We start from the raw sequence: 22,781 nt of genomic DNA, 5'->3' as shown, positions 1-22,781 counted from the left end.
AGGCATCATGCAACGACGTTTTGATCAACTGGATAGCGTATGGCCTTCCGCCCTGGGGCGACGATTGGGGGCGATGATTTATGATGGCTTTCTGGTCGTTGCCATCTGGATTGGCGTGACGGTAGCGCATCTTGCGTTATTTCGCTTCGTATTGGGACAGAACCTTGAAGAAGCCGGGCCGACGCTTTTTGCGGTTATCTCGCTGCGGCTTTTGCTGGTGCTGTCGGCATTTTTCTTCTTTGCCTACTCCTGGACTCGAGGCGGCATGACGTTGGGCATGCAGGCCTGGCGATTACGCGTACAAACGCCAGAGGGGTATTCGATTACCTGGCTGCAAAGTGCCGTGCGCTGCTTGACCGCCTGGGTTTCGCTAGCCGTTTTCGGATTGGGCTACTGGTGGGTACTGTTTGATGGTGAACGGCGCAGCTGGCCGGATATTGTCTCCGGCACCCGGACGGTGGTACAGCCCAAGCCAGCATCCAGAAAGGATAAGGCTAAGCAATAGCCGATAACGACGAGTCAGAAACTACTTGCAAAAATACATGCGAATCATTTACATTCACTTCATGACTTTCATGAGGTGTCGCCATGTACGTTTGTGTCTGCAAGGGAGTAACCGACCATCAGATCCGCCAGCAGGTCAGCGACGGAGCGCGCAGTTGGCGTGAAGTGCGTGAAGCCACGGGTTGCGCCACCCAATGCGGCAAGTGCGCCTGTTTTGCCAAGTCCGTGACCCGCGAAGCGGTGCAGGATGCGCGCTATGAAGCCAATGCGGGGCTTGCTTACGCAGTCTGATATCAATGGTTTGATTTTATTGTGTTTTTCACCTTCAGCTTGTTACTCTCAGGACGTTGGGAGTATGCTTTTTATGATCTATACTCTTAATTAAGTCGTTCTGTCTGCGGGCAAACTAACCTCAATAAAGGTGACGTCATGAAAGGTGATCCGAAAGTTATCCAGCATCTGAATATCGCTCTTGGTAATGAGCTTGTTGCCATCAATCAGTATTTCCTGCATGCCAAGATGTACAAGGACTGGGGTTTCAAGGAGCTTGCCAAGTGGGAGTACGACGAGTCCATCGAAGAAATGCAGCACGCCGATAAGCTGATCGAGCGTATTCTCTTTCTGGAAGGCATTCCCAATCTGCAGGATCTGGGCAAACTGCATATCGGCGAAAATGTTCAGGAGATGCTTGAGTGCGATCTCAAGATTGAACATGACGGCCGCAAGGATTACATCGAAGCCATTACCTACTGCGAAAGCGTCAAGGATTATGTCACCCGCGATCTGCTGCGCGATATCCTCGCCGATGAAGAAGGCCACATTGACCATATCGAGACCCAGCTTGGCCTGATTGAAAAAATCGGTATCCAGAACTACCTGCAAAAGCACATGCAGCTGGCCTCCGACGAAGAGTGATCCATACAGCAAGTATTCACAAGCATAACGGGCAGCCAAGCGGCTGCCCGTTATGCTTTATCTGACAGCTGGATGACATTCTTCCCGCAAGCCGCGACAATGGTTGCCTGACCCCTATCAGGATTAACGATGATCAGCTGAACGCTGGCGGAGAGTAGGATGTTGCCACTGACAATACTTTATCAGGATGATGATCTGGTGGCGGTTCACAAACCGGCTGGGCTTCTGGTTCACCGTTCGCAACTGGCTCGGGGAGAGCGAGAGTTTCTGCTCCAGCGTTTGCGTAACCAGCTGAACAGGCGGGTGTATCCGGTGCATCGGTTGGATCGCCCGACCTCAGGGGTGATGGTGTTTGGGTTCTCGTCCGAGGTTGCGGCACGTCTAAGTGCCTCCTTTTCGGAACGTCAGGTAGAAAAACGCTACCTGGCGGTGGTGCGTGGCGTGGCCCCCGAGCAGGAGCGGCTGGATTACCCGCTGCGCGAGGAAGACGGCACCCGCCCCAAGGCACAAATGCCGGCAATGCCCGCCATGACCGATATCCGTCGTCTGGACAGCGTAGAATTGCCGGTGCAGGTGGATCGTTATCCGGTGGCCCGCTATTCGCTGGTTGAAGCACGGCCGCTGACCGGGCGACGCCACCAGATACGCCGTCATCTTTCCCGGCGTGGCTACCCGATCATCGGTGATGCCAAACATGGCAAAAGTATCCATAACCGCTTTTTTGCCGAGCGTTTTGCGGCCCCACGCTTGCTGCTGGCAGCGACCTGGCTGGCGTTTGATCACCCGCAACAGGCCAAGCGCGTTCAACTCAGTTGTGCTTTGGATGACACCATGACGGCACTGTTTGAACACCTCGGCTGGGCAGGGCACCTGCCGCTGGATAGCGTGCGGACGCCGCCCTGCAGTGAAGGCCGTTCATCCATTTCTCCAGTGTGAATATCGCTGGTTGATTATCTTTGTGGAGTTTTCATGGCGGTGCAAGAAAGCCCTGTGCGTGAACTAGCTGATCAGGATTATGAGTTGCGTTTTGGCGGCATCCGGCGCTTGTATGGCCGCCGTGCAGCAGAGGCCTTTCGCACGGCGCATGTAGTGGTGGTAGGTGTTGGTGGGGTTGGCAGTTGGGCCGCTGAGGCATTGGCGCGTTCCGGTATTGGCCGCTTGACCCTGATTGACCTGGATGATGTGTGTGTCTCCAATGTTAACCGCCAACTGCATGCACTGGATGGCACCATTGGCCGCCCCAAGGTAGAGGTGTTGGCCGAGCGCTGCCGGCTGATTGCCCCGGAGATGGAGGTGATCGCTGACAGTGCCTTTGTCACGCCGACGAATCTGGCTGAACGCATTCCCGATAGCGCCGACCATGTGGTGGATGCGATTGACAGCGTCGTGGCCAAGGCGGCGCTGATCGCCTGGTGCAAGCGGCGCAAGATAGCGATTACCGTTACCGGAGCGGCCGGAGGGCAAAGCGACCCGACGCGTATTCAGGTGGCGGATATCACCCGCACCGAGCAGGACCCTCTGCTGGCCAAGGTGCGCTCGCGCCTGCGTCGCGACCATGGTTTTTCGCGCAACCCCAAGCGGCGCTTTGCGGTGGAGTGCGTCTATTCGGATGAGCAGCTGATGTATCCGGGCGCGGATGGCGAAGTCTGCGCGCAGAAACCAGCCAACGCAGACGCCACCCGGCTGGATTGTGCCTCGGGGTTCGGTGCCGCTACCTTTGTGACCGGCACCTTTGGCTTTGTCGCCGCTTCACGGGTGTTGGCGCGGCTGGCCCGTAAAGCCACTTCACACGAGAGGAAATGACTATGACACTCCCAGCTCCAGGGATCTACCGCCACTATAAAGGCGCACTTTACGAAGTGCTGGGAACGGCGCAGCATAGCGAAAGTGAAGAGCCGCTGGTGGTTTATCGGGCGCTCTACGGCGATTACGGCCTCTGGGTACGTCCGCTTGATATGTTTACCGAAAGCGTGACCAGGGACGGTCAACCCCAGCCGCGTTTTGCTCTTGAGAAGCCATTTTAAGCCTGCACCAATACCCACAGGGAAGGGGAGCGACATGACGATGACGACACCGCAGCAGACGCTGAAAAATGTATTCGGGTTTGATGACTTTCGCGGCGGCCAGCAGGCGGTGGTCGAGAATATTCTGAATGGGCATTCGGCGGCGGCCATTTTTGCCACCGGTGCGGGTAAGTCACTGTGTTATCAGTTGCCTGCGCTGCACCTGCCGCATCTGACCCTGGTGGTGTCGCCACTGTTGGCGCTGATGCAGGATCAGCTCGCCTTCCTCCAACGCCTGGGCATTGCGGCGGCCAGTATTGATTCTACTCAGGATCGCGACACGGCGCGTGATGTGATGGAGCGCGCCCGGCGTGGCGAGCTGAAAATTCTGATGATCTCGGTAGAACGGCTGAAAAACGAGCGTTTTCGCCACTTTTTGCGCCAGGTGCGTATTTCCCTGATGGTGGTGGATGAAGCTCACTGCTTATCTGAATGGGGGCATAACTTTCGCCCGGATTACCTCAAGCTGGCGGTTTATCAACAAGAGTTTGCGATTCCCCAGGTATTGCTGCTCACCGCCACGGCAACGCCTGCAGTCATTGCCGATATGCGCGAAAAATTTGCCATTGCCGAGGAGCACGTCACCACCACCGGTTTTTACCGGCCCAACCTGACGCTGTGGGTGACGCCAGCCATGGAAAACCGCCAGCAGCAGTTGATTGAGTGGCTAGCGCCGCAGATGCAGCCAGGTAATCAAGCGCCCACCATTATTTACGTGACCCTGCAACAAACGGCCGAGCAGCTGGCCAAGGCGCTTAGTGCCCAGGGGATTGCAGCCCAGGCCTACCATGCGGGGCTGGATTCTGCTCGCCGAGAGGCTATTCAGCACCAGTTCATGCAGGGGGAATCGCCCTGCATTGTGGCCACTATTGCCTTTGGTATGGGTATTGATAAAGGCAACATCCGCAACGTGGTACATTTTGATCTGCCCAAATCGATCGAAAACTACAGCCAGGAAATTGGTCGGGCTGGGCGCGATGGCCAGCCAGCGATCTGCCTGACCCTCGCCGGGCGTGATGGCTTGCGCGTGCTGGAGAACTTTGTATACGGCGATACCCCTGAGTACGCCGGTATTTGCCGCCTGCTGGAAGAGATACAGTCAGCGGCGCGAACGCCGGATCGCCAATGGGAAGTGCTGCTGAATACCCTTTCGCGGGATACCAATATCCGCCTGCTGCCGCTGAAAACCCTGTTGGTGCGTCTGGAAATGCACGCCATCATTGCCCCGCGCTTTGCGTTCCTGGCGGAATACCGGCTGCGCTACCATGTGGCACCCGAAGCGCTGATCAACCGCTTTGAAGGTGAGCGAGCGGTCTTTGTGCGCCTGCTGGTCGATAACATTCCGATTGCCCGCACCTGGGGAACCGTGGATTTTGATCGCCTGCACCAGGCCGGGCAGGCAGGCCAGATTGACGCCTCCCACGCCCGGGTGATTACCGCCCTTGAATACTTCCAGGAAAAAGGCTGGCTGACCCTGGAAGGCAAACGGATGACCGATGTTTATGACATCCGCCAGCCTGATTTTTCCATCGAGACGCTTGCCCGTCAGCTATACGATGACTGCCTGATGCGCGAGCGCGCCGAGATCGAACGGCTTAATGCCATGCTGGCGCTGTTTGAATTTGATACCTGCCTGACGCGGCGCCTGGCGGAGCACTTTGGCGACACTACCTTTGATGCGCCACCAGATACCGCCCAGGGCCGCTGCGGCCATTGTTCGGTATGTAACGGCCAACCCGCTCGGCTGCCCGAAGCGCCACCTCTGCCCGGTTTAACCGAGGCTGATGTCAACCGCTACGCGGCCACTTTTATTGAACGCCACACGACCCAGTTGGGCCAGCCACCCAACGCCCAGCGGCTGGCCCACTTTCTATGCGGCCTGAGCATGCCGGTGTTTACCCCGCTCAAAGCTCGCAGCATTAACGGTTTTGGCGTGTTTGAGCAGCGCGGCTACCGCGATGTGCGTAAATGGGCGTCGGGGTTTCTGGAAGCAAGCTGAGCATTGCTCAACGCTTATACTGGGTGGGGCAGTAGGCGCGGCTGACTTCTGGTGAGCGCAGTGCCTTGTGTTTGGTGTTGCGCCCGCTGACCCGTTGGCGCCAGAGCTTGAACGAGTTGGGTTTGAGCTGGTGACGCATGATCTTGATCACGTCCGGCTCGCCTAGCCCGAAGAGGCTTTCGATGGCTTCAAAGGGGGTGCGGTCTTCCCAGGCCATTTCAATGATCCGGGATTGTTCATCTTCCGGTAGCCGACGAAAGTGCTTGATGGCCGCTGAGGGCATAAAGATGTTTCCTTGTTGATTCAGTGAGTGGCGTCAGGCGTTGCTTGCTTAGCGGCCAGCAGGGCGCGGAACAGGCCGTTCATCATCACGGGTTCGTCGTGACGGATGTTGAAACCGGCGTTGTTTAGCAGTGGGGTCGCCTGGCGGGTGATATCAGTGGCCAGTGCCGAGGTTACCACGTTGAAGCCGCGACGCAGCGCTCCGGCAGGGTGGTCGTCGGGCTGAAATTTGTCCATCACACCTAGTTGGCCGTCATCGCTGAGCACGCGGTGAGCTTCCGCCAGGCCCCGCACCGGGTCGGGCATAACGGCGATAATCAGGTGCATGATCACTACATCAAAATGGCCATCCGGATAGGCCAGCGCTTCAGCATCCATTACCTGACAGGCCACGTCGCGGCGCAACGCTTGAGCGCGCTGCTGGCTGCGCCTGACCATGGCCGGGCATAGATCGGTGGCATGCAGCTCAATATCCGGGGGGATGAAGGGTATATCCAGGCCCGTACCCGCCCCGATCAACAGCACCCGCATGCCCGGCTGCCAGTCTATCTGGCCAACGGAAATCCGCCTTGGGCGACGCAGTGCGCGTTCGGCAACGGCATCATAGAGGGGCGCATAAGCCGTATAGCGCAAACGGTTCCAATCGGTTGAGTTGAGCATGGTGACTCCCGCAGTCAATGGGCGGGTGATTGAAGCTGGCCCATAAGACATGAGTCTAAGCCAAAGTCCCCGTTACACGCCAACCGGGTATTGCTAAAGTGAGTGGCTGACCTTCATCAGGTTCGCCTCGCATCCAGCGCCACCGTCAGGGAAGCTGAACAAAAACCTTAGGAGATGTGCCGTGAAATTATCCCCCGCCTATCGCTTGGCTACGACTATTCTGCACGGTTTTGATGAATACCGGGCACGTTTCAAGGAAATCACCCGGGATGCCAGTCGGCGTTTTTGTGAAGCGGCCTGGCGAGAAGCCCAGCAGGCGTCGGCTGAGCGTATCAACCTGTACGAAGAAAAAGTAGGGGATACGCTGGCGCGCATGCAGCGTACTTTCCCTCATGAAGTCATGGCGCACTGCGAATGCTGGCGCGAGGCACGCAACCACTATGCACAGCTGATCAGCCAACGGCTGGATTACGAGCTGGCGGAAACCTTTTTCAACTCGCTGTTCTGTTCGATTTTCCATCACCGCCATATCCGTAATGACTGGATGTTCGTCTATAGCTCCCGGGAAGACGCCGCGCATCATTCGGGCATTGAGCTGTGTCGGCGCCGCGCAGTTCATGGAGATTGGCAGGGTGCCCTGGCATGGGCGCTGGAAGGCGCTGGCTTTAATAATCCGTTTGCCGACCTGGACAGTGATACTGCCTTGGGCGCAAATTTTCTGGAAAATCATCTCCCCAAGGCGATTTTAGATGCCGATGACAGCCAGGTTGAGCTGTTGATGCCGGTTTTCTATCGTAACAAGGGGGCGTATCTGGTCGGGCGCATCCTGGGCGGCGGCGAGCAGGTGCCGCTGGTGCTGCCGGTGTTGCACGGTGAGGGGTATGGCGAACAGGAGGGCGCTGATTCCCGCCTGCACCTGGATACGGTGTTGATCGAAACCGATGAGGTCTCGATCATCTTCTCATTCACCCGCGCCTACTTTCAGGTGGATGTGCCGGTGCCGGGTGAATTCGTCAACTATCTTCAGCAGCTGATGCCACATAAGCCGGAAGGTGAGCTGTATGCGGCGATTGGTTTTTTCAAGCACGGTAAGACAGAATTTTTCCGTGCCCTGAATCATCAGGTAGCCAAGCGTGAAGACCAGTTCATTATTGCTCCTGGGGTGCGTGGCATGGTGATGGCGGTGTTTGTCTTGCCGTCATCCAGAACGGTGTTCAAGATCATCAAGGACCAGTTTGATCCGGTCAAGGAAATGAGCCGTGAGGATGTGCGCGAAAAATATCGTCTGGTCAAACGCCACGATCGGGTGGGGCGCATGGCGGATACCCAGGAGTTCTCCAATTTCATTGCCCGTCAGGATCACTTTGACCCAGAGTGTCTGGAACATCTGCTGGAGGTGTGTGCGTCAACGGTGTACCTGAAAGGGGATAAGGTCATCATCAAACACTGTTATACCGAGCGGATGATGACGCCTCTGAATATCTATCTGGAGGAGTGCAGCGAAGAAGAGACGCTGATGGTGCTCAAGGATTACGGCAATGCTATCAAGCAGTTGGCTGCGGCGAATATCTTTCCCGGTGATATGTTATTGAAAAATTTTGGTGTGACCCGCCAAAAGCGGGTGATTTTCTACGATTATGATGAGATCTGCTACTTGACCGAATGCAACTTCCGCCATATTCCCAAGTCATCCTATCTGGACGGTGATACCGGGTTTTCGGTGGGGCCTAACGATATTTTCCCGGAAGAATTCGGCCCCTTCCTGTTTGCTAACCCAAAACTGCGTGAACGCTTCCTCGAACTGCACCCGGAGCTTCTGGACGCAGACTATTGGCAGGGGTTGCAGCAGACCATTCGCGACGGGCGTGTGATTGATGTCTACCCCTACCGAAACAAGCAGCGTTTTGCGGGCAGTGTGGGGCAGCTAGTATATTGATGTTTCCAACATAACAGCGATGAGGTGGGTATGGCAGCACCGCACCTGGTGGTATTTACCGGTTCGGGCATTAGTGCTGAAAGCGGCATCAAGACGTTTCGCGCCAGCGATGGCCTGTGGGATAACCATCCTGTTGAAGACGTGGCAACGCCGGGTGGCTGGCGGCGCGACCCGCAGCGGGTGCTGGATTTTTACAATCAGCGCCGTGAACAGGTGCGCAAGTCTCGCCCCAATGCCGCTCATAAAGCGCTGGCTGCGCTGGAGCAGGCAGGGTTTCAGGTCAGCGTGATTACCCAGAATATCGACGATCTGCATGAACGGGCAGGCTCGCGCCATGTGCTGCATCTGCATGGCGAGATTCTCAATGCCCGCTCGTCGGTGGATAACCGTATGCGTTACCCACTGCCCAAAGGCGGCATCCGGATGGGGGATCTTTGCGATATGGGCAGCCAACTGCGCCCGGATGTGGTGTGGTTCGGCGAATCGGTACCGCTGTTTCCAGAGGCCTGCGATATTGTCAGTGAGGCTGATTTTTTGCTGGTGGTCGGCACCTCGCTGGCGGTCATGCCAGCGGCATCGCTTTTGAACCATGTGGCCATGGAAACGCCCTGTGTCGTTGTTGACCCTGATGCAGATGCCCTCAGCCCGCCCGGGGTGCTGGCCATCAACACGACAGCAGGTGAAGGCGTGCCCGCGCTGGTCAGTCAGTGGCAGCGCCAGGGCAGCCTGATGCTGCCTTGAAGACCGCTAACGACAATCCGCCATGCCTGCGTTAATGGTGGGCACTGGCGCGTTGCCGTATACTGCTCGCCTTTTGCCCGATTTTGCCAGAGGTGAAGGCGTTAATGTCTGATTCAGAGAATGGCGAACGTGACCCCGCTACCGGGCATCCACGTCCACCGCGGCGTGAATTCAAGGCGCGAGGCAGTTTTGTCACACGTTGCGAAGGGTGTAATCTTCCTGAGCTCAACTGCCTGTGCCCTTACCAAGTAAAAGCGGATAGCATCGCCCAGGTATGGCTATTGACTCACTCTATTGAGCATTTCAAACCCACCAATACGGGACGGTTAATTGGGGATGTGTTGACGCAAACCAGAGTGTTTACCTGGTATCGCACCGCGCCGGACGAAGAATTGGCAGCGCTGCTTGAAGACCCACGCTACGCGCCTTTTGTGATATTTCCTGATGACCAGCCTGATTACGCAGAACGCGTGGTCGATATTAACGCCGTGCATGCGGTGAAGCAGCAAGCACGTATTCCGGTGTTTGTGATTTTAGATGGCACGTGGCGCCAGGCGCGGCGGATGTTTCGCAAAAGCCCTTATTTGGATGCGCTGCCGGTATTGCCGCTGCGCACCGAGCGGGAGACTCGCTATCGGCTCCGCAAACCTGCCTCTAAAGCGCACCTGTGTACGGCAGAAGTGGCTATTGAGCTGCTGCGCCAAAGTGGCGATGAGAATGCTGCTGATGTGCTAGACGATTACTTTGATGTCTTTAACGATAGCTATGCAGAGAGCCGCTACTATCGCAAAATTGCTCAACCAACCGCTGCCATGCAGCGGTTGTTAGATCGCAAGGGGTAGCGCCAGCGTTTAGGTAGGTTGGCCAAACAGGGTGCCTGCAATACGAAAGCCTGCAATCCAGGTGCCCGCCGCTGAGCCTAAGGTGGCCATGATAAACACCAGCAGTGTGCGAGAGACGCGGTTTTTCCACCAACCTTTGAGCTGGGTGACATCATGGCGCAGGGTTGAGAAATCACGCACCTTGGGCTTGCGCATGTAAAGCTCAACGCCTGCGGCCACAAAGCCTGCGCCAATGGTCGGGTTAAGCGAGGTCAACGGGGCCGCGAAGAAGGTGGCAATCACAGTGACCGGATGCGCCAGGGCGGCAATGGTTGCCGCACCGGACAAGACGCCGTTGATCAGAAACCATTCCAGCACCAGTTGCCAGCCGAGATCCGTATTGCGCGAAAAACCAATCGCAAAACCGGTCAGTACCAGAGCGGTAATCAGCCAGGGCAGCAGTTTCCAGAATTTTCCCGGCGGGGGGGAATGCTCCAGCGCCTGACGCTCGGTGGACGGCTGTTCGGGAAGCGGTGCTTCCAGGTGCTCACCCGTGCCCTTCAAGTGGCCTGCCCCCAGCACCACCAGTACATGCTGGTAGCGTCCCGGCGGTGCATCCTCGGCCAGGCGCAGCGCCATATAGCGGTCACGCTCGCGGATCAGGGGCGTATAAAGGGCTTCTGACTGGGCGGCGAACTCACTGAAGGTGGCCTCCAGCATATCGCCTTCCTTGAGCTTCTCGATATCCTCATGAGAGACATCCTGACGTGACAGGACGCTGCCCAGCAGGCCAGAAAACAGTGAAAAACGCTGCCACCAGGGCACGTTGCGGTAGATACGCTTGAGGGTGATACCTACATCCCGGTCGATCAGCAGCAGAGGCAGCTTGCGGCGCTGTGCCTGTTCAACGGCGGCACGCATTTCAGCCCCTGGCTCAATGCCTGACTGGTCGGCAATACGTTGCTGGAAAGCCCCCAGGGCAAGGCTGGCCGCGACCATGCCAGCCTTGCCCTGCTTGAACACCTGAAACAGATCCTGCTCGCCCATGGCCTCGGGGTTGGCCATATTGTGGTGGCGGGCATCACATAGCTCGATGGCTACTGCATCAAAGGCGCCGGTGTCGATCAGTTTGGTGACATCATCGGCACTTTCCGCCGACACATGGGCGGTGCCCAGCAAGGTGTACCGAGTATTGCCAACGGTCAGGGTCTTGAGCGGCCCGCTGGTCGCGGGCAAGGTACTTGAATCGGAATTTGATAAGGAATCAGTGAGACTCATGCAGTATTCTCAGTAAAAAAGTAAAAGGCAGGCAGGCGTTAATCAGGGCATTGATCAAGGCGTTAACCCTGCGATCAACGCCGCCAGAAAGCCGGGGTAAACAGCACCAGAATAGTGAAAATCTCCAGGCGACCCAGCAGCATGGCCAAGACCAGAATCCACTTGGCCAGGGTCGGCAGGTTGCCGTAGTGGCCGCTGGCCTCTCCCAGTGCAGGGCCGAGGTTGTTAAGCGCTGAGCCAACCGTCGACCAGGCGGTTACCTGATCCACTCCGGTGGCCATGACGCCTACCAGCATCAGGAAAAACAGCATGACGTAGGCCGAGAAAAATCCCCAGACGGCCTGGGCAATGCCATCAGGCACGCTGACCTTGCCAACCTTGACGGCAATGACCGCATTAGGGTGAATCAGGCGCATGACCTCACGCATACCCTGCTTGATAATCAGAATGATGCGGATCACCTTCATGCCGCCGCCGGTAGAGCCGGAGCAGCCGCCCACAAAGGCGGCCATAAACAGCAGAAAGGGCAGAGCGCCTGGCCAGGCAGAAAAATCAGCCACTGCAAAACCGGCGGTCGTCGCCACAGAAACCACTTCGAACAAGCCGTGGCGCAGGCCGAGTTGAGTATCGTAAGTGCCGGTTAGCCAGAGAGACACCACAGTGATCGTCGTCAGACCCAGCAGGAAGAGCAGTAAAAAACGTGCTTCCGGATCCTGAAAATAGTGGCTTAGGCTTTTTTCTCGCCAGGCCATAAAGTGCAGGCTGAAACTCAAGGCGGAAATCAGCATGAAGGCGACGCAGATCAGCTCAATGGTCGCGCTGTCAAAATGCCCGATGCTGGCATCGTAGGTGGAAAAACCGCCAATCGCCACGGTCGAGAAGCTGTGCCCCAGGGCGTCAAACCAGTTCATGCCGGCCGCCATATAGGCCACCATGCAGGTCACGGTCAGCGCTGCGTAGATATACCATAGCGCCTTGGCGGTTTCGGTAATGCGCGGGGTCAGCTTGGAGTCTTTCAGCGGCCCGGGGATTTCTGTGCGGTAGAGCGCCATGCCACCCACGCCCAGCGTTGGCAGAATCGCAACGGCAAGCACCACAATCCCCATTCCGCCCAGCCATTGCAGCTGCTGGCGATAATAGAGAATCGATTCAGGCAGAAAGTCGATACCGGTGATCACCGTAGCGCCCGTGGTGGTCAGCCCGGAAAAGGACTCGAACACCGCATCGGTAATCGATAGCGAATCAGCGCCGAACAGCATCAGCGGCAGCGAACCAAACAGCGCCAGTACCGTCCAGAACATGGCGGCGATAATAAAACCGTCGCGAATACGCAGTTCCTTATGGGCGCGGCGGTTGGGCAAATAAAGTATCAGGCCCGTCAGCACCGTGATGGCAATGCCAATCAGGAAGGCTTCCCAGACGCCATCGCGAAACCATAACGAAATCAGTATGGGCGGCAGCATGGTCAGGCTGAATAGCATCAGCAACAGCCCCAGAATCCGCAATATCACCCTTAGGCTCATGGTAAGCGTTTACTCCTAGTTTGACTGCCCAAGGGCGGTTCAGAAGAACGTCAGGCCAACCTGGAACAGGCGTTCCACGTCGCGGATGCGGCGTTTGTCGATGACAAACAGAATGACGTGATCACCGGATTCGACCATGACGTTATCGTGGGCAATCAGTACGTCCTTGCCGCGCACAATGGCACCGATGGTGGTGCCTTCAGGCAGGTCGATATCGCCAATGGTCCGGCCCACCACCCGAGAAGACTGCTTGTCACCATGGGCGATGGCTTCAATGGCCTCAGCGGCGCCACGCCGCAGGGAGTGGACATTGACAATATCGCCACGTCGCACGTGGGTCAAAAGGCTGCCAATAGTGGCCTGCTGGGGCGAAATGGCGATATCAATGTCGCCCCCCTGCACCAGATCCACATAAGCAGCATTGTTGATCAGGGTCAGGACTTTCTTGGCGCCCAGACGTTTGGCCAGCAGTGACGACATGATATTGACTTCGTCATCATTGGTCAGCGCACAGAAAATATCGCAGTCTTCGATATTTTCTTCTTCCAACAGGCGCTTGCTGGTGGCACTCCCATGCAGCACCACAGTGCGGTCGAGCCGCTCGGAAAGGGTGGTGCAACGCTCCAGGCTATGTTCGATAATCTTGACCTGGTGGCTATGCTCAAGGTGTTCGGCCAGGCGCTCACCGATATTGCCACCGCCAGCAATCACCACGCGTCTGAAGTCACGCTCAACGCGGCGCAGTTCGCTCATTACCGCACGGATATCACGGCGGGCGGCGATAAAAAACACTTCGTCATCTGCCTCGATGACGGTATCCCCACGGGGAATAATAGGGCGGTTCCGCCGATAGATGGCCGCTACCCGAGTGTCCACATTGGGCATATGGCGGCGCAGAAAAGCCAGATCCTGGCCGACCAGAGGGCCACCATAAAAGGCTTTGACGGCCACCAATTGCACCAGACCGCCGGCAAACTCCAGCACCTGAAGGGCACCAGGGTGTTCAATCAGGCGGCGCACATGGTCGGTCACCACCTGCTCGGGGCTGATCAGTACATCAATCGGAATGGCTTCGTGGGCAAATAACCCTTTACGCGTCAGGTAGGCGGTGGCGCGCACTCGAGCAATCTTGGTCGGGGTGCGAAACAGGGTGTGAGCGACCTGACAGGCAATCATGTTGATTTCATCGGCGCTGGTCACGGCGATCAGCATATCGGCGTCTTCACAGCCGGCCTGGCGCAATACCATGGGGTAGGAGCCCGGCCCTGTCACGGTGCGAATATCCAGCTTGGTGTGCAGCTCGCGCAGCCTGTCTGCGTCGGTATCAATCACGGTGATGTCATTTTCTTCACGCGCGAGATGTTCTGCCAGCGTGCCGCCCACCTGGCCAGCACCGAGGATGATAATTTTCATGGTTTGCGGTTATCTCAATGCGCAGACGTTACATTGCAATAAAAAGCGGCGACTCGTATGAACAGTCGCCGCCAGAATGCAGGGTCACATCATTCGAGGGTAAAGCCTACCTTGATAGTGACCTGCCAGTGGGCTACCTGACCATCTTCGATGTGGCCACGGGTGTCAGTGACTTCAAGCCAGCGCATGTTCTTGACGGTTTCTGCGGCCTTGGCCAAGGCGTTCTGCACGGCTTCTTCGATACCTGCGGGAGACGAACCGGTAAGTTCGATATGCTTGTAGGTATGATGGCTCATGAATGACTCCTCAGAAAGTCGTTAGTGATTAAATAGCCGACGTCACATCGCTTAGATGCCCGACTGCTTTTCCAGTCTCGCATAAAAAAAGCCGTCGTGACTGTCCGGCTGCGGGAAAAGTTGTCTTCCTGCGCCACTTTCGATGCCCCAGGCAAGCGCTTTCGGCGTGGTCACCCGGGCATCCGGGGTACGCTTGAGAAAGCTGTCAATCTGCTGGGCATTTTCCTCAGGCAGTACGGAGCAGGTGGCATACAGCAGGGTACCGCCCGGGTTGAGCAGCGGCCAGAGGTTATCAAGCAGGCGTGCCTGAAGTTTTGCCAGCTGGCGGATATCTTCCTTGCGGCGTAGCTTCTTGATATCCGGGTGGCGGCGTATCACGCCGGTGCCCGAGCAGGGGGCATCCAGCAGAATGGCGTCAAAGGCGGTGCCTTGCCACCATTGGTGGTCAGTGGCATCGCCGTGATGCAGATCGGCTTTCAGCTTCAAGCGGCTAAGGGTGTCTTCCACCCGTGCCAGGCGTTCGTTATCGCTATCGACGGCGGTGAGAGCAATATCGAACTGCTCCAGTAGATGCGCTGTCTTGCCACCCGGCGCGCAGCAGGCATCCAGCACGTGGGCGCCGGGGCGCGGGGCAATCGCTGGCCCGAGCAGCGCCGCGCTGATCTGTGCCGCTTCATCCTGAACGCTGACATCACCGTGGTCAAAGCCTGGCAGAATGCTGATATCACACGGTGTCTGCAGGGTGATGCCATCCGCTGCGTGGGGGCAGAGGTGGCTCTGTATGCCCTGTTCATCAAGCTTGGCCATATAGGCTTCACGGTCGTTATGGCGCTGGTTGACGCGCAGTGTCATGGGGCCAGGCTGGTTGTTGGCGGTGGCAATCGCCTGCCAGTGATCCGGCCAGGCTTCGCGCAATTCCGCTAGCAGCCATGCGGGGTGTTCCAGGGCAATATGCACTTCCTGATCAACCTGTGCCTGAAGAGCCTCTGACTCCCGCTGTAGGCGCCGCAGGCAGCCGTTGAGTACCCGCGTGGCCCATTCCTTGCCCAAAAGGCGCGCCGCACCGGCTGTTTCACCTACTGCCGCATGGGCGGGAATGCGCATATACAGCAACTGATAAATGCCCAAGAGCAGCAGTGCCTGTATATCCTGGTCGCGCTTTTTCAGCGGCTGCTTGAGTAACAGCCGCGCCAACGCTTCAAGGCGCGGCAAGCGGCGGCAGGTGCCAAAACACAGCTCCTTGAGCAGCGCACGATCACGCGCGATGACGCTGTGCTCATCAAGGCCAGCCAGTGACCCCTGGTCGGTTAATACTGGCAACAGTGCGCGTGCAGCCGCAGCGCGCACTTCCTGACCGCTACCGCTAGGGGCGGATGGCGTGGATTTCATGAGAGGCCTCCTGATAGCGGCTGACCCAGCCGTTTGCCCGGTGTCAGCAACGCATGCTGAGCGTTGAGCAGTTCACGTGCAGAGAGCGCCTTGCCACCGGGCAGTTGCGCCTGATAGATATTAAGAACCTGCCGCCCATCAGCCCCGCAGGCAATGCGTAAATGGTCGGTGCCAGGGGAAAGCAGGGTGCCGGGCGCTGCGGGTTGATCGGCGTCATCACCAGCAGTGGCCATCCACAGACGCAGGCGCTTGTCTTCAGCAGCGCACCAGGCCACCGGCCAGGGGTTGAAGGCGCGGATCCTGGCAGCCAAAACGGCAGCCGGTTGAGTAAAGTCGAGTTCTGCCTCGGCCTTGGTGAGCTTGGCCGCGTAGGTAACCCCGGCTTCAGGCTGGGGCGTAGCGGTGGCCTCGCCCTTGGCCAGGGCATTGAGGGTATCCACCAGCAGCGCCGCGCCCAGTTCAGCCAGGGTGTCATGCAGTTCACCGCCGGTAGTGGTCGGTGTAATCGGCGTACGCGCTTTACTGAAGACGGCGCCGGTATCAAGCCCTGCATCCATCTGCATGATGGCCACGCCAGATTCGCTGTCACCGGCTTCTATTGCACGCTGAACCGGGGCCGCGCCGCGCCAGCGGGGCAGCAGTGAGCCATGCACGTTAACGCAGCCCAGGCGAGGAATGTCCAGCACTGCCTGCGGCAGCAGCAGGCCGTAAGCAACCACCACCATGACATCTGCCTGCAGGGCGGCCAGCTCCGCCTGGCTATCCGCCGCTTTCAGCGAGGTGGGCTGGTAAACGGGCAGGCTGTTATCCAGCGCCAGCTGTTTTACCGGCCCAGGTACCAGTTTTCTGCCCCTGCCAGCAGGGCGGTCAGGCTGGGTGAAGACTCCCACCACCTGGTGCGGGCTTTCAAGCAGCGCCGCCAGGCTGGTGGCGGCAAAGTCGGGGGTGCCGGCAAACACAACGCGCAGTGGAGACATCAATCAGGCACCCTGTATCTGTTTATGGCGTTTTTGCATTTTCTTGGCGACCCGGTTGCGTTTCAGGGGGGAGAGGTAGTCGACAAACAGCACGCCTTCCAGATGGTCCAGCTCATGCTGGATACAATGAGCCAGAAGGCCATCGGCTTCAAGCTCATAGGCGTCGCCGTTGCGGTCGAGGGCATTGAGTTTGACCTTGAGATAGCGCGGCACTTCAGCATAATACTCAGGGATGGAGAGACAACCTTCAGACAGGAAGTCTTTGTCATCCCCAATGGGCGTATAGCTTGGGTTAATCAATACCAGCGGCTGGCTGCCATTATCGCTGACATCCATGACCACCACACGGCGGTGAACATCAATCTGGGTGGCTGCCAGGCCGATGCCACTGGCGTCATACATGGTTTCCAGCATGTCATCGACCAGTTGACGCACTTCGTCGTCGACCTTTTCAACCTCTGCTGCCTTGGTGCGCAGGCGCTCATCAGGAAATTCTAGAATCACAAGTTTGGCCATAGCGTTACAATTACCGTTATGCTGAATCTTTGAAGTGAACATGCCACACAGTTTTTACTGGCGATGTTCCATTTACTGGCCACTATAGCATGCCAACAACCACTGAGCATGGGGCGCCATTGTCGTCTTGGATAAATCGGGAGCATCACGGTGAAGCCGCATAGCTGTAACCTTTTCTCAAGCGTTCACGGAGCGCCCCGCGCTCTGGGTATTTTCAGTGTTGTTGGCCTGCTGTTGGCAGCGTTGCCGGTTCAGGCCTGGGAGCGTGTGCGCGATGATGCGCCTTCCCAATATACCGTCAGGAAGGGGGATACCTTATGGGATATCGCCGGGGAATTTCTGTATGCCCCCTGGCAGTGGCCCGAGCTATGGCGTGCCAATCCGCAGATCGAGAATCCGCACCTTATTTATCCTGGTGATAATCTGAATCTTGATGACTGCCGGGGAAGCCCTTGCATTGTCATGGAGCGTGGCAAGCAGACCGTCAAGCTATCTCCTCAGGTACGCACCTTGCCCCATCGCGAAGCCATTACACCGCTTCCTCTGGAAACGGTCAGGGCTTTTTTGCGTGATCACCGTATTATCGATAACAAAGAGGAGCTGGAGGAGTTGGCTTATGTGGTCGCCGGCGATAACCAGCGCCTGATCAGCGGTGCCGGTGACCTGATCTTTGCCCGCTCGACTGACGCTGATGCGGGCCAAAACCGCATCGTACGCGGAGATCCAGTCGAGATCTATCGACATGGCGAACCCTACCAGAGTGCCAGCGGTAAAATGCTGGGGTTGGAGTTGATCAAGATCGGGGAAGCCTATGTTGCGCGTCGCGAAGGCGAGATTATTCAGCTGGAAGTTCGCCGCGCCAATCAGGAAGTACGCAACGACGACCTGATATTGCCGAGGGAAGAGGCCGTACTGGATGACAACTTCATGCCCCGTGCGCCGCGAGCTGAGCTTTCCGGTACGATTCTGGCAGTTCCTGGAGGGGTGCGTTTTATTGGCCGCCTGCAGGTGGTTGCCATTGATCTGGGCAGCCGCGATGGCTTGCAACCGGGGCATGTGCTAAGCATTGATCATGCAGGTGAGCGGGTGAATGATCCGCGCACCCAGGAAGTGCTCCAGATGCCCGCGGAAGAAGCCGGTTTGTTGATGGTTTTCAAGCCTTATGACCATGTCAGCTATGCTCTGGTCATGGAGGCATCGCGGACGCTTGAAGTCGGTGATCCGGTACGTACGCCGCGCTGAAGTGAGGGTAAGATCACGCAAGGATAGCGGCTCTTCAGAACAAGGAGGTGATATGCAAGCGAGTGAATGGTTGGTGTTGAATGCCCTACCGGGGCTGGGTGCTCAGCTGATTGCCAAGCTGGCGGAGCAATCCCCTGAATGGCCCCATGGCTGGTTGGCATTGCTGCCGGGGCAAGCAGCCTCCGAGCTGCGCCTGTGGTTGGATCACCCCAATCGCAGCCCGCTGCAAACCATGCTGGAAAACAACCTGGCCTGGGAAGCGGCCAGCCCTCGGCGTGCTATTTTGCATCCTGGGCATTCGGCCTGGCCTGGGCTGCTGGGGGAAATTGCTGACCCGCCTCCGGTGCTGTGGGCACAAGGCGACCTGAGTACGCTGGCATTGCCTGGGCTTGCCATGGTCGGCACGCGTCACCCGACATCGGAAGGCGCGCAGAACGCCCAGGCCTTCGCCCGGGATTTTGCAAGCCGTGGCTGGTGCGTGGTCAGCGGTATGGCATTGGGCGTGGATGCCCTGGCGCAGCGCGCTGCCCTGGACGCAGGCGGCGCCAGCATTGCCGTCTTGGCCAGCGGTATTGATACTATTTACCCCGCCCGCCATCGCGATCTCTACCAGCGTCTAAGCGAGTCTGATGGTGGTCTGGTGCTGGCTGAGCATCCTTTGGGCACTCAGGCTCGGCCGGCGTTTTTCCCGCGTCGCAATCGCATTGTCACCGGGCTGTCCCTGGGGACTCTGGTGGTGGAAGCGGCTGAAAAGAGTGGTTCCCTGGTCAGTGCCCGCTTGGCCCTGGAGCAGGGGCGCGAGCTGTTTGCCATTCCCAGTTCGGTACATAACCTTCAGGCTCATGGTTGCCTGCGCCTGTTACGCAACGGCGCGACCCTGGCACGCAGTAGCCAGGATATTCTTGATGAGCTACAGCACTGGGCAGAGAACTTCATGCCGCCCGTGCCTGTTAATGGGCAGCCGAAACAAGCGGCTGCTTCCGCTAATGATGGTTCCCCACCTGAGCCTTTGTCGTTACTCGAAGAAGACCTGCCCGATGAACTGCTGAGACTGCTGAGTGAGACACCCACGCCTATTGATCGTCTGGTGCAACTGGCGGACATAGCGGTAAGCGAGTGCCAACGGCGGCTTTTGATGCTGGAGCTGGATAACCGGGTAGAACAGCGCTCAGGAGGATGGGTGCGGCTGCCGAGGCCATGATAGGATAGCGGTTAAACATCTGTACCTGCCCACCGTATCGTCAGGAGATTCATGTCGATGGCGTTCGATATACAATCAGCGGTTCACGCCCTGCGTCAGGGGCAAATTGTGGCATGCCCCACGGAAGCGGTCTGGGGGCTGAGCTGTGACCCGGATAATGATGAAGCGCTGGCGCATCTGATGCGCCTGAAACAGCGAGACCCTGCCAAAGGGGTGATTGTGGTCGCTGCCTCGATAGATCAGCTGCAGCCCTGGCTTGCCGGTCTGCCATTGGAGCTTCACGCGCCTCTGGTGGCCAGCTGGCCTGGCCCGAATACCTGGTTGGTGCCCGACAACGGGCGTAGCCATGCTTTAGTGCGTGGCGCGCATCAGAGCGTTGCTCTGCGGGTCACCGCACACCCTGTTATGCAAGCACTATGCAACGCCTTTGGTGGCCCTGTGGTGTCTACCTCGGCCAATCTTGCCAATGAGCCACCGGCCATGACGGCTTATGAAGTGTCAGCGCTATTTGGTGATGAGCTGGGCGCTGTTATCCACGGCGAGTTGGGCGATAACCCGCGCCCCAGCACCATTCGCGATCTGGCCAGCGGCCAGGTACTACGCCCCTGATCAAGGCCGTTTATCACCCACTCCCGAATCAACGACATAATGCGAGGAGCATATCTTGGCTCACGAGCACCTAGATAACGTAAAACATTACCTGCTGGACCTTCAGGATCGCCTCTGCGAAGGCCTTGCCAAGGCCGATGGCCAGGCAAGCTTCAAGGAAGAAAGCTGGTCGCGCGAAGAAGGTGGTGGCGGGCGCTCCAGGGTGATTGAAAGTGGCGCTGTCTTTGAAAAAGGCGGAGTAAATTATTCCCACGTCTACGGTGCTGAACTGCCGCCGTCCGCCACGGCTGCACGCCCTGAGCTTTCGGGTCGGGCCTTTCATGCGGTGGGCGTTTCCTGGGTGCTGCATCCGGAAAACCCTCATGTGCCTACCAGCCACGGCAATGTGCGTTTCTTTATTGCTGAAAAAACTGGAGAGCCGCCGGTCTGGTGGTTTGGCGGCGGCTACGATCTCACCCCTTTCTACCCGGTGATGGAGGATGTGGTGCATTGGCACAGCGTCGCCAAGGCTGCCTGTCAGCCGTTTGGCGAAGACGTCTACCCACGCTACAAAAAGTGGTGTGATGACTACTTCTATCTCAAGCATCGCGACGAAACCCGTGGTGTTGGCGGGCTCTTCTTTGACGATCTGAATGCAGGCAGCTTTGAGGAGTGCTTTGCTTTCCAGCGTGCCGTCGGAGACAGCTTTCTGGAGGCCTATGTGCCGATTGTGGAGCGCCGTCGAGATGATAGCTGGAATGCCCAGGAGCGCGACTTTCAGCTCTATCGGCGCGGCCGCTATGTAGAGTTCAATCTGGTGTGGGACAGAGGCACCCTGTTTGGGCTGCAAAGTGGCGGGCGCACCGAATCGATTCTGATGTCGATGCCGCCGCTGGCGCGCTGGGAATATGGCTATACGCCCGTGCCTGGTAGCCCGGAAGCGCGTCTCACCGATGAATTTCTTCGCCCGCGTGACTGGTTGGGCGAAGCCTCTGCCAACCCCTAATCCCTAACCCCTAAGCCAGGAGTCTTGTGATGACGGATCGTTATGCCGTATTTGGTAACCCAGTGAGTCATTCTAAATCGCCGATGATTCATGCCGAGTTTGCTCATCATACCGGCGAGAAACTGGACTACACCGCCATTGAAGCGCCGCTGGACGGTTTTGCCAAGGCCTGGCAGGCCTTTGTGGCTGAAGGTGGGCGCGGTGCCAATGTCACCCTGCCTTTCAAGGAGGAAGCCTTTGCGCTCTGCGATACGCTAAGCCATCGGGCGCAGCGGGCCAAGGCGGTGAATACGCTAATTGTAGGCGGTAACGGGCGCCTTTATGGTGACACCACCGACGGCATCGGCCTGGTGCGGGATCTGGCCTATCATCGCCTGACGCTGGCAGGCAAACGGATATTGGTCGTCGGGGCAGGCGGGGCTGTGCGCGGTGTTCTTGAACCCCTACTGGCTTCTTCTCCCAGTGAAGTAGTGATCGCTAATCGCACGGCCGAGAAAGCCACTGCACTGGCCAGTGACTTTACGGATCTGGGTAAGATTGAAGGCGGTGGCTTTGAGGCGATCAGCGGGCAATTTGATCTGGTCATCAACGGTACCAGCGCCAGTATCGCAGGAGAAGTGCCACCGCTACCGGAGAATCTGTTTGCCAAAGGCGCCTGGGCCTACGACATGATGTATGGCGCTGACCCGACGGCGTTTCTGCTGTGGGCAGGCCCACGTGGCGCCAGGCTGCTGGACGGCCTGGGGATGCTGGTTGAGCAGGCGGCGGAATCCTTCTTTCTGTGGCGCAATGTGCGCCCTGAGACCGCCTCTGTCAGGGAAGCGCTGCGTCAATCGCTTAACTACTGATTGACTGTACGATGCGATTAGATGCGATTAGGGTCTGTTGACGTTTCATCACGGCCGCGACAGAGGCCCTTTTGGTGCAGAGCAAGGCGTGAGGAGCGTGGTTGGGTGGTTCCCAATCAGCGACGAACAACGCAGGGCTGTGCCAAAAGGGCCCTGTCCCTCCGGGTTGCGCGCCAAAGGACGCCATGCGGCGTTGCGCCACTCGGTAAGGGCACCACCATTGCCGTCGTGTCGCGCCTTGCCTGACGCCCTTTGGCGCAGCAACGCGGTTCGCGATGAAACGTCAACAGACCCTAATAGGCTGTCAGTACAAAAGCGGCTTAGCGCCGCTTTTGATAGAACCCGATCATGCACAGTACCAGCCCGAGCACCGACAGCAGCATACCGCCGTTAACCAGTAACGGCGCGCGATCTACCCAGGGCACAAAGGGCTGAGGCGTTTCACGGCAGGTTTCCGTCAGGTAGTGCCAGTGGCCGCCGTCCAATTGGCAGGCGCGAACGTCGTTGAGCTCCCAGAAGTAGACGCCCATCAGCACAAACAGTGGCAGAATCAGTAGTAACAACCCGAGGCGAATCATGGCGC

At 57.8% G+C, this 22,781-nt stretch carries 25 protein-coding genes; 15 read left to right on the top strand and 10 right to left on the bottom strand.

Going from position 1 to position 22,781, the window contains the following annotated elements:
• Positions 1–7 precede the first annotated feature (7 nt).
• The 7 genes from OR573_13055 to OR573_13025 all read left to right on the top strand — a co-directional run bounded on the left by OR573_13055 (position 8) and on the right by OR573_13025 (position 5,481).
• A complete protein-coding gene (locus OR573_13055) occupies positions 8–505 on the top strand; it encodes an RDD family protein (protein XGA79415.1) in 498 nt (165 codons plus the stop codon).
• 83 nt (positions 506–588) lie between these two features.
• Entirely contained in the window at positions 589–795 is a 207-nt protein-coding gene (locus OR573_13050) for a bacterioferritin-associated ferredoxin (protein ID XGA79414.1), read from the top strand.
• Between the two features lie 138 nt (positions 796–933).
• Positions 934–1,419, top strand: coding sequence for a bacterioferritin (gene bfr / locus OR573_13045; protein XGA79413.1), 486 nt, complete (start codon positions 934–936; stop codon positions 1,417–1,419).
• A gap of 159 nt (positions 1,420–1,578) precedes the next feature.
• On the top strand, positions 1,579–2,355 hold the full coding sequence (locus OR573_13040; GenBank protein ID XGA79412.1) for a pseudouridine synthase: 777 nt from the start codon (positions 1,579–1,581) through the stop codon (positions 2,353–2,355).
• 33 nt (positions 2,356–2,388) lie between these two features.
• Positions 2,389–3,222, top strand: a complete 834-nt coding sequence (gene tcdA / locus OR573_13035) for a tRNA cyclic N6-threonylcarbamoyladenosine(37) synthase TcdA (protein XGA79411.1) — start codon at positions 2,389–2,391, stop codon at positions 3,220–3,222.
• Positions 3,223–3,224: 2 nt separating this feature from the next.
• On the top strand, positions 3,225–3,443 hold the full coding sequence (locus tag OR573_13030) for a DUF1653 domain-containing protein (GenBank protein ID XGA79410.1): 219 nt from the start codon (positions 3,225–3,227) through the stop codon (positions 3,441–3,443).
• Positions 3,444–3,477: 34 nt separating this feature from the next.
• Entirely contained in the window at positions 3,478–5,481 is a 2,004-nt protein-coding gene (locus tag OR573_13025; GenBank protein XGA79409.1) for a RecQ family ATP-dependent DNA helicase, read from the top strand.
• Positions 5,482–5,488: 7 nt separating this feature from the next.
• Here the strand turns inward: OR573_13025 and OR573_13020 are convergent, their stop codons facing one another.
• Both OR573_13020 and OR573_13015 read right to left on the bottom strand, forming a co-directional pair.
• On the bottom strand, positions 5,489–5,764 hold the full coding sequence (locus tag OR573_13020; GenBank protein XGA79408.1) for a TIGR03643 family protein: 276 nt from the start codon (positions 5,762–5,764) through the stop codon (positions 5,489–5,491).
• A gap of 20 nt (positions 5,765–5,784) precedes the next feature.
• Positions 5,785–6,423, bottom strand: a complete 639-nt coding sequence (locus tag OR573_13015) for a class I SAM-dependent methyltransferase (GenBank protein XGA79407.1) — start codon at positions 6,421–6,423, stop codon at positions 5,785–5,787.
• A 181-nt stretch (positions 6,424–6,604) separates the two neighbouring features.
• On the opposite strand from OR573_13015, the gene aceK reads away from it, so the two are divergent.
• The 3 genes from aceK to OR573_13000 all read left to right on the top strand — a co-directional run bounded on the left by aceK (position 6,605) and on the right by OR573_13000 (position 9,942).
• Positions 6,605–8,359 carry a bifunctional isocitrate dehydrogenase kinase/phosphatase gene (gene aceK / locus OR573_13010; protein ID XGA79406.1) on the top strand — a complete coding sequence of 585 codons (1,755 nt, stop codon included), beginning with the start codon at positions 6,605–6,607 and terminating at the stop codon, positions 8,357–8,359.
• Between the two features lie 30 nt (positions 8,360–8,389).
• On the top strand, positions 8,390–9,100 hold the full coding sequence (locus tag OR573_13005; protein ID XGA79405.1) for an NAD-dependent deacylase: 711 nt from the start codon (positions 8,390–8,392) through the stop codon (positions 9,098–9,100).
• 104 nt (positions 9,101–9,204) lie between these two features.
• On the top strand, positions 9,205–9,942 hold the full coding sequence (locus tag OR573_13000) for a DTW domain-containing protein (protein XGA79404.1): 738 nt from the start codon (positions 9,205–9,207) through the stop codon (positions 9,940–9,942).
• Between the two features lie 9 nt (positions 9,943–9,951).
• Here the strand turns inward: OR573_13000 and OR573_12995 are convergent, their stop codons facing one another.
• The 7 genes from OR573_12995 to def form a co-directional block, all read right to left on the bottom strand.
• On the bottom strand, positions 9,952–11,199 hold the full coding sequence (locus OR573_12995) for a TraB/GumN family protein (GenBank protein ID XGA79403.1): 1,248 nt from the start codon (positions 11,197–11,199) through the stop codon (positions 9,952–9,954).
• Positions 11,200–11,273: 74 nt separating this feature from the next.
• Positions 11,274–12,722: a TrkH family potassium uptake protein gene (locus OR573_12990; GenBank protein ID XGA79402.1), complete on the bottom strand. Its 1,449-nt coding sequence runs from the start codon at positions 12,720–12,722 to the stop codon at positions 11,274–11,276.
• Between the two features lie 39 nt (positions 12,723–12,761).
• On the bottom strand, positions 12,762–14,135 hold the full coding sequence (trkA, locus tag OR573_12985; protein XGA79401.1) for a Trk system potassium transporter TrkA: 1,374 nt from the start codon (positions 14,133–14,135) through the stop codon (positions 12,762–12,764).
• Positions 14,136–14,224: 89 nt separating this feature from the next.
• Entirely contained in the window at positions 14,225–14,431 is a 207-nt protein-coding gene (locus OR573_12980) for a dodecin family protein (protein ID XGA79400.1), read from the bottom strand.
• 51 nt (positions 14,432–14,482) lie between these two features.
• A complete protein-coding gene (gene rsmB, locus OR573_12975) occupies positions 14,483–15,820 on the bottom strand; it encodes a 16S rRNA (cytosine(967)-C(5))-methyltransferase RsmB (GenBank protein ID XGA79399.1) in 1,338 nt (445 codons plus the stop codon).
• Positions 15,817–16,797 (bottom strand): methionyl-tRNA formyltransferase, encoded by a 981-nt coding sequence (fmt, locus tag OR573_12970; GenBank protein ID XGA79398.1) that lies wholly within the window; start codon positions 16,795–16,797, stop codon positions 15,817–15,819. Before fmt ends, rsmB begins: the two co-directional genes overlap by 4 nt.
• A 3-nt stretch (positions 16,798–16,800) precedes the next feature.
• A complete protein-coding gene (gene def / locus OR573_12965; GenBank protein ID XGA79397.1) occupies positions 16,801–17,313 on the bottom strand; it encodes a peptide deformylase in 513 nt (170 codons plus the stop codon).
• A 150-nt stretch (positions 17,314–17,463) separates the two neighbouring features.
• Here def and OR573_12960 point away from each other — a divergent pair, with 150 nt between their 5' ends.
• From OR573_12960 to aroE, 5 genes are read left to right on the top strand one after another with little or no spacing between them, the layout of a single operon-like run.
• Positions 17,464–18,555, top strand: coding sequence for a LysM domain-containing protein (locus OR573_12960; GenBank protein XGA79396.1), 1,092 nt, complete (start codon positions 17,464–17,466; stop codon positions 18,553–18,555).
• A 52-nt stretch (positions 18,556–18,607) separates the two neighbouring features.
• A complete protein-coding gene (gene dprA / locus OR573_12955) occupies positions 18,608–19,756 on the top strand; it encodes a DNA-processing protein DprA (protein XGA79395.1) in 1,149 nt (382 codons plus the stop codon).
• Between the two features lie 51 nt (positions 19,757–19,807).
• Positions 19,808–20,365, top strand: coding sequence for an L-threonylcarbamoyladenylate synthase (locus tag OR573_12950; GenBank protein ID XGA79394.1), 558 nt, complete (start codon positions 19,808–19,810; stop codon positions 20,363–20,365).
• A gap of 55 nt (positions 20,366–20,420) precedes the next feature.
• Entirely contained in the window at positions 20,421–21,350 is a 930-nt protein-coding gene (gene hemF, locus OR573_12945; protein ID XGA79393.1) for an oxygen-dependent coproporphyrinogen oxidase, read from the top strand.
• Positions 21,351–21,379: 29 nt separating this feature from the next.
• The gene (gene aroE, locus OR573_12940) at positions 21,380–22,198 is read left to right on the top strand and encodes a shikimate dehydrogenase (GenBank protein XGA79392.1); all 819 of its coding nucleotides are present in this window, start codon (positions 21,380–21,382) and stop codon (positions 22,196–22,198) included.
• 320 nt (positions 22,199–22,518) lie between these two features.
• Here the strand turns inward: aroE and OR573_12935 are convergent, their stop codons facing one another.
• Positions 22,519–22,776 carry a hypothetical protein gene (locus OR573_12935; protein XGA79391.1) on the bottom strand — a complete coding sequence of 86 codons (258 nt, stop codon included), beginning with the start codon at positions 22,774–22,776 and terminating at the stop codon, positions 22,519–22,521.
• Positions 22,777–22,781 lie beyond the last annotated feature (5 nt).

It is taken from the genome of Halomonas sp. CH40 (assembly GCA_041875495.1).
Taxonomy (GTDB): Bacteria; Pseudomonadota; Gammaproteobacteria; order Pseudomonadales; family Halomonadaceae; genus Vreelandella.
The sequence above is the reverse complement of the archived record's forward strand: the minus strand, read 5'-3'. Positions and strand labels throughout refer to the sequence as shown.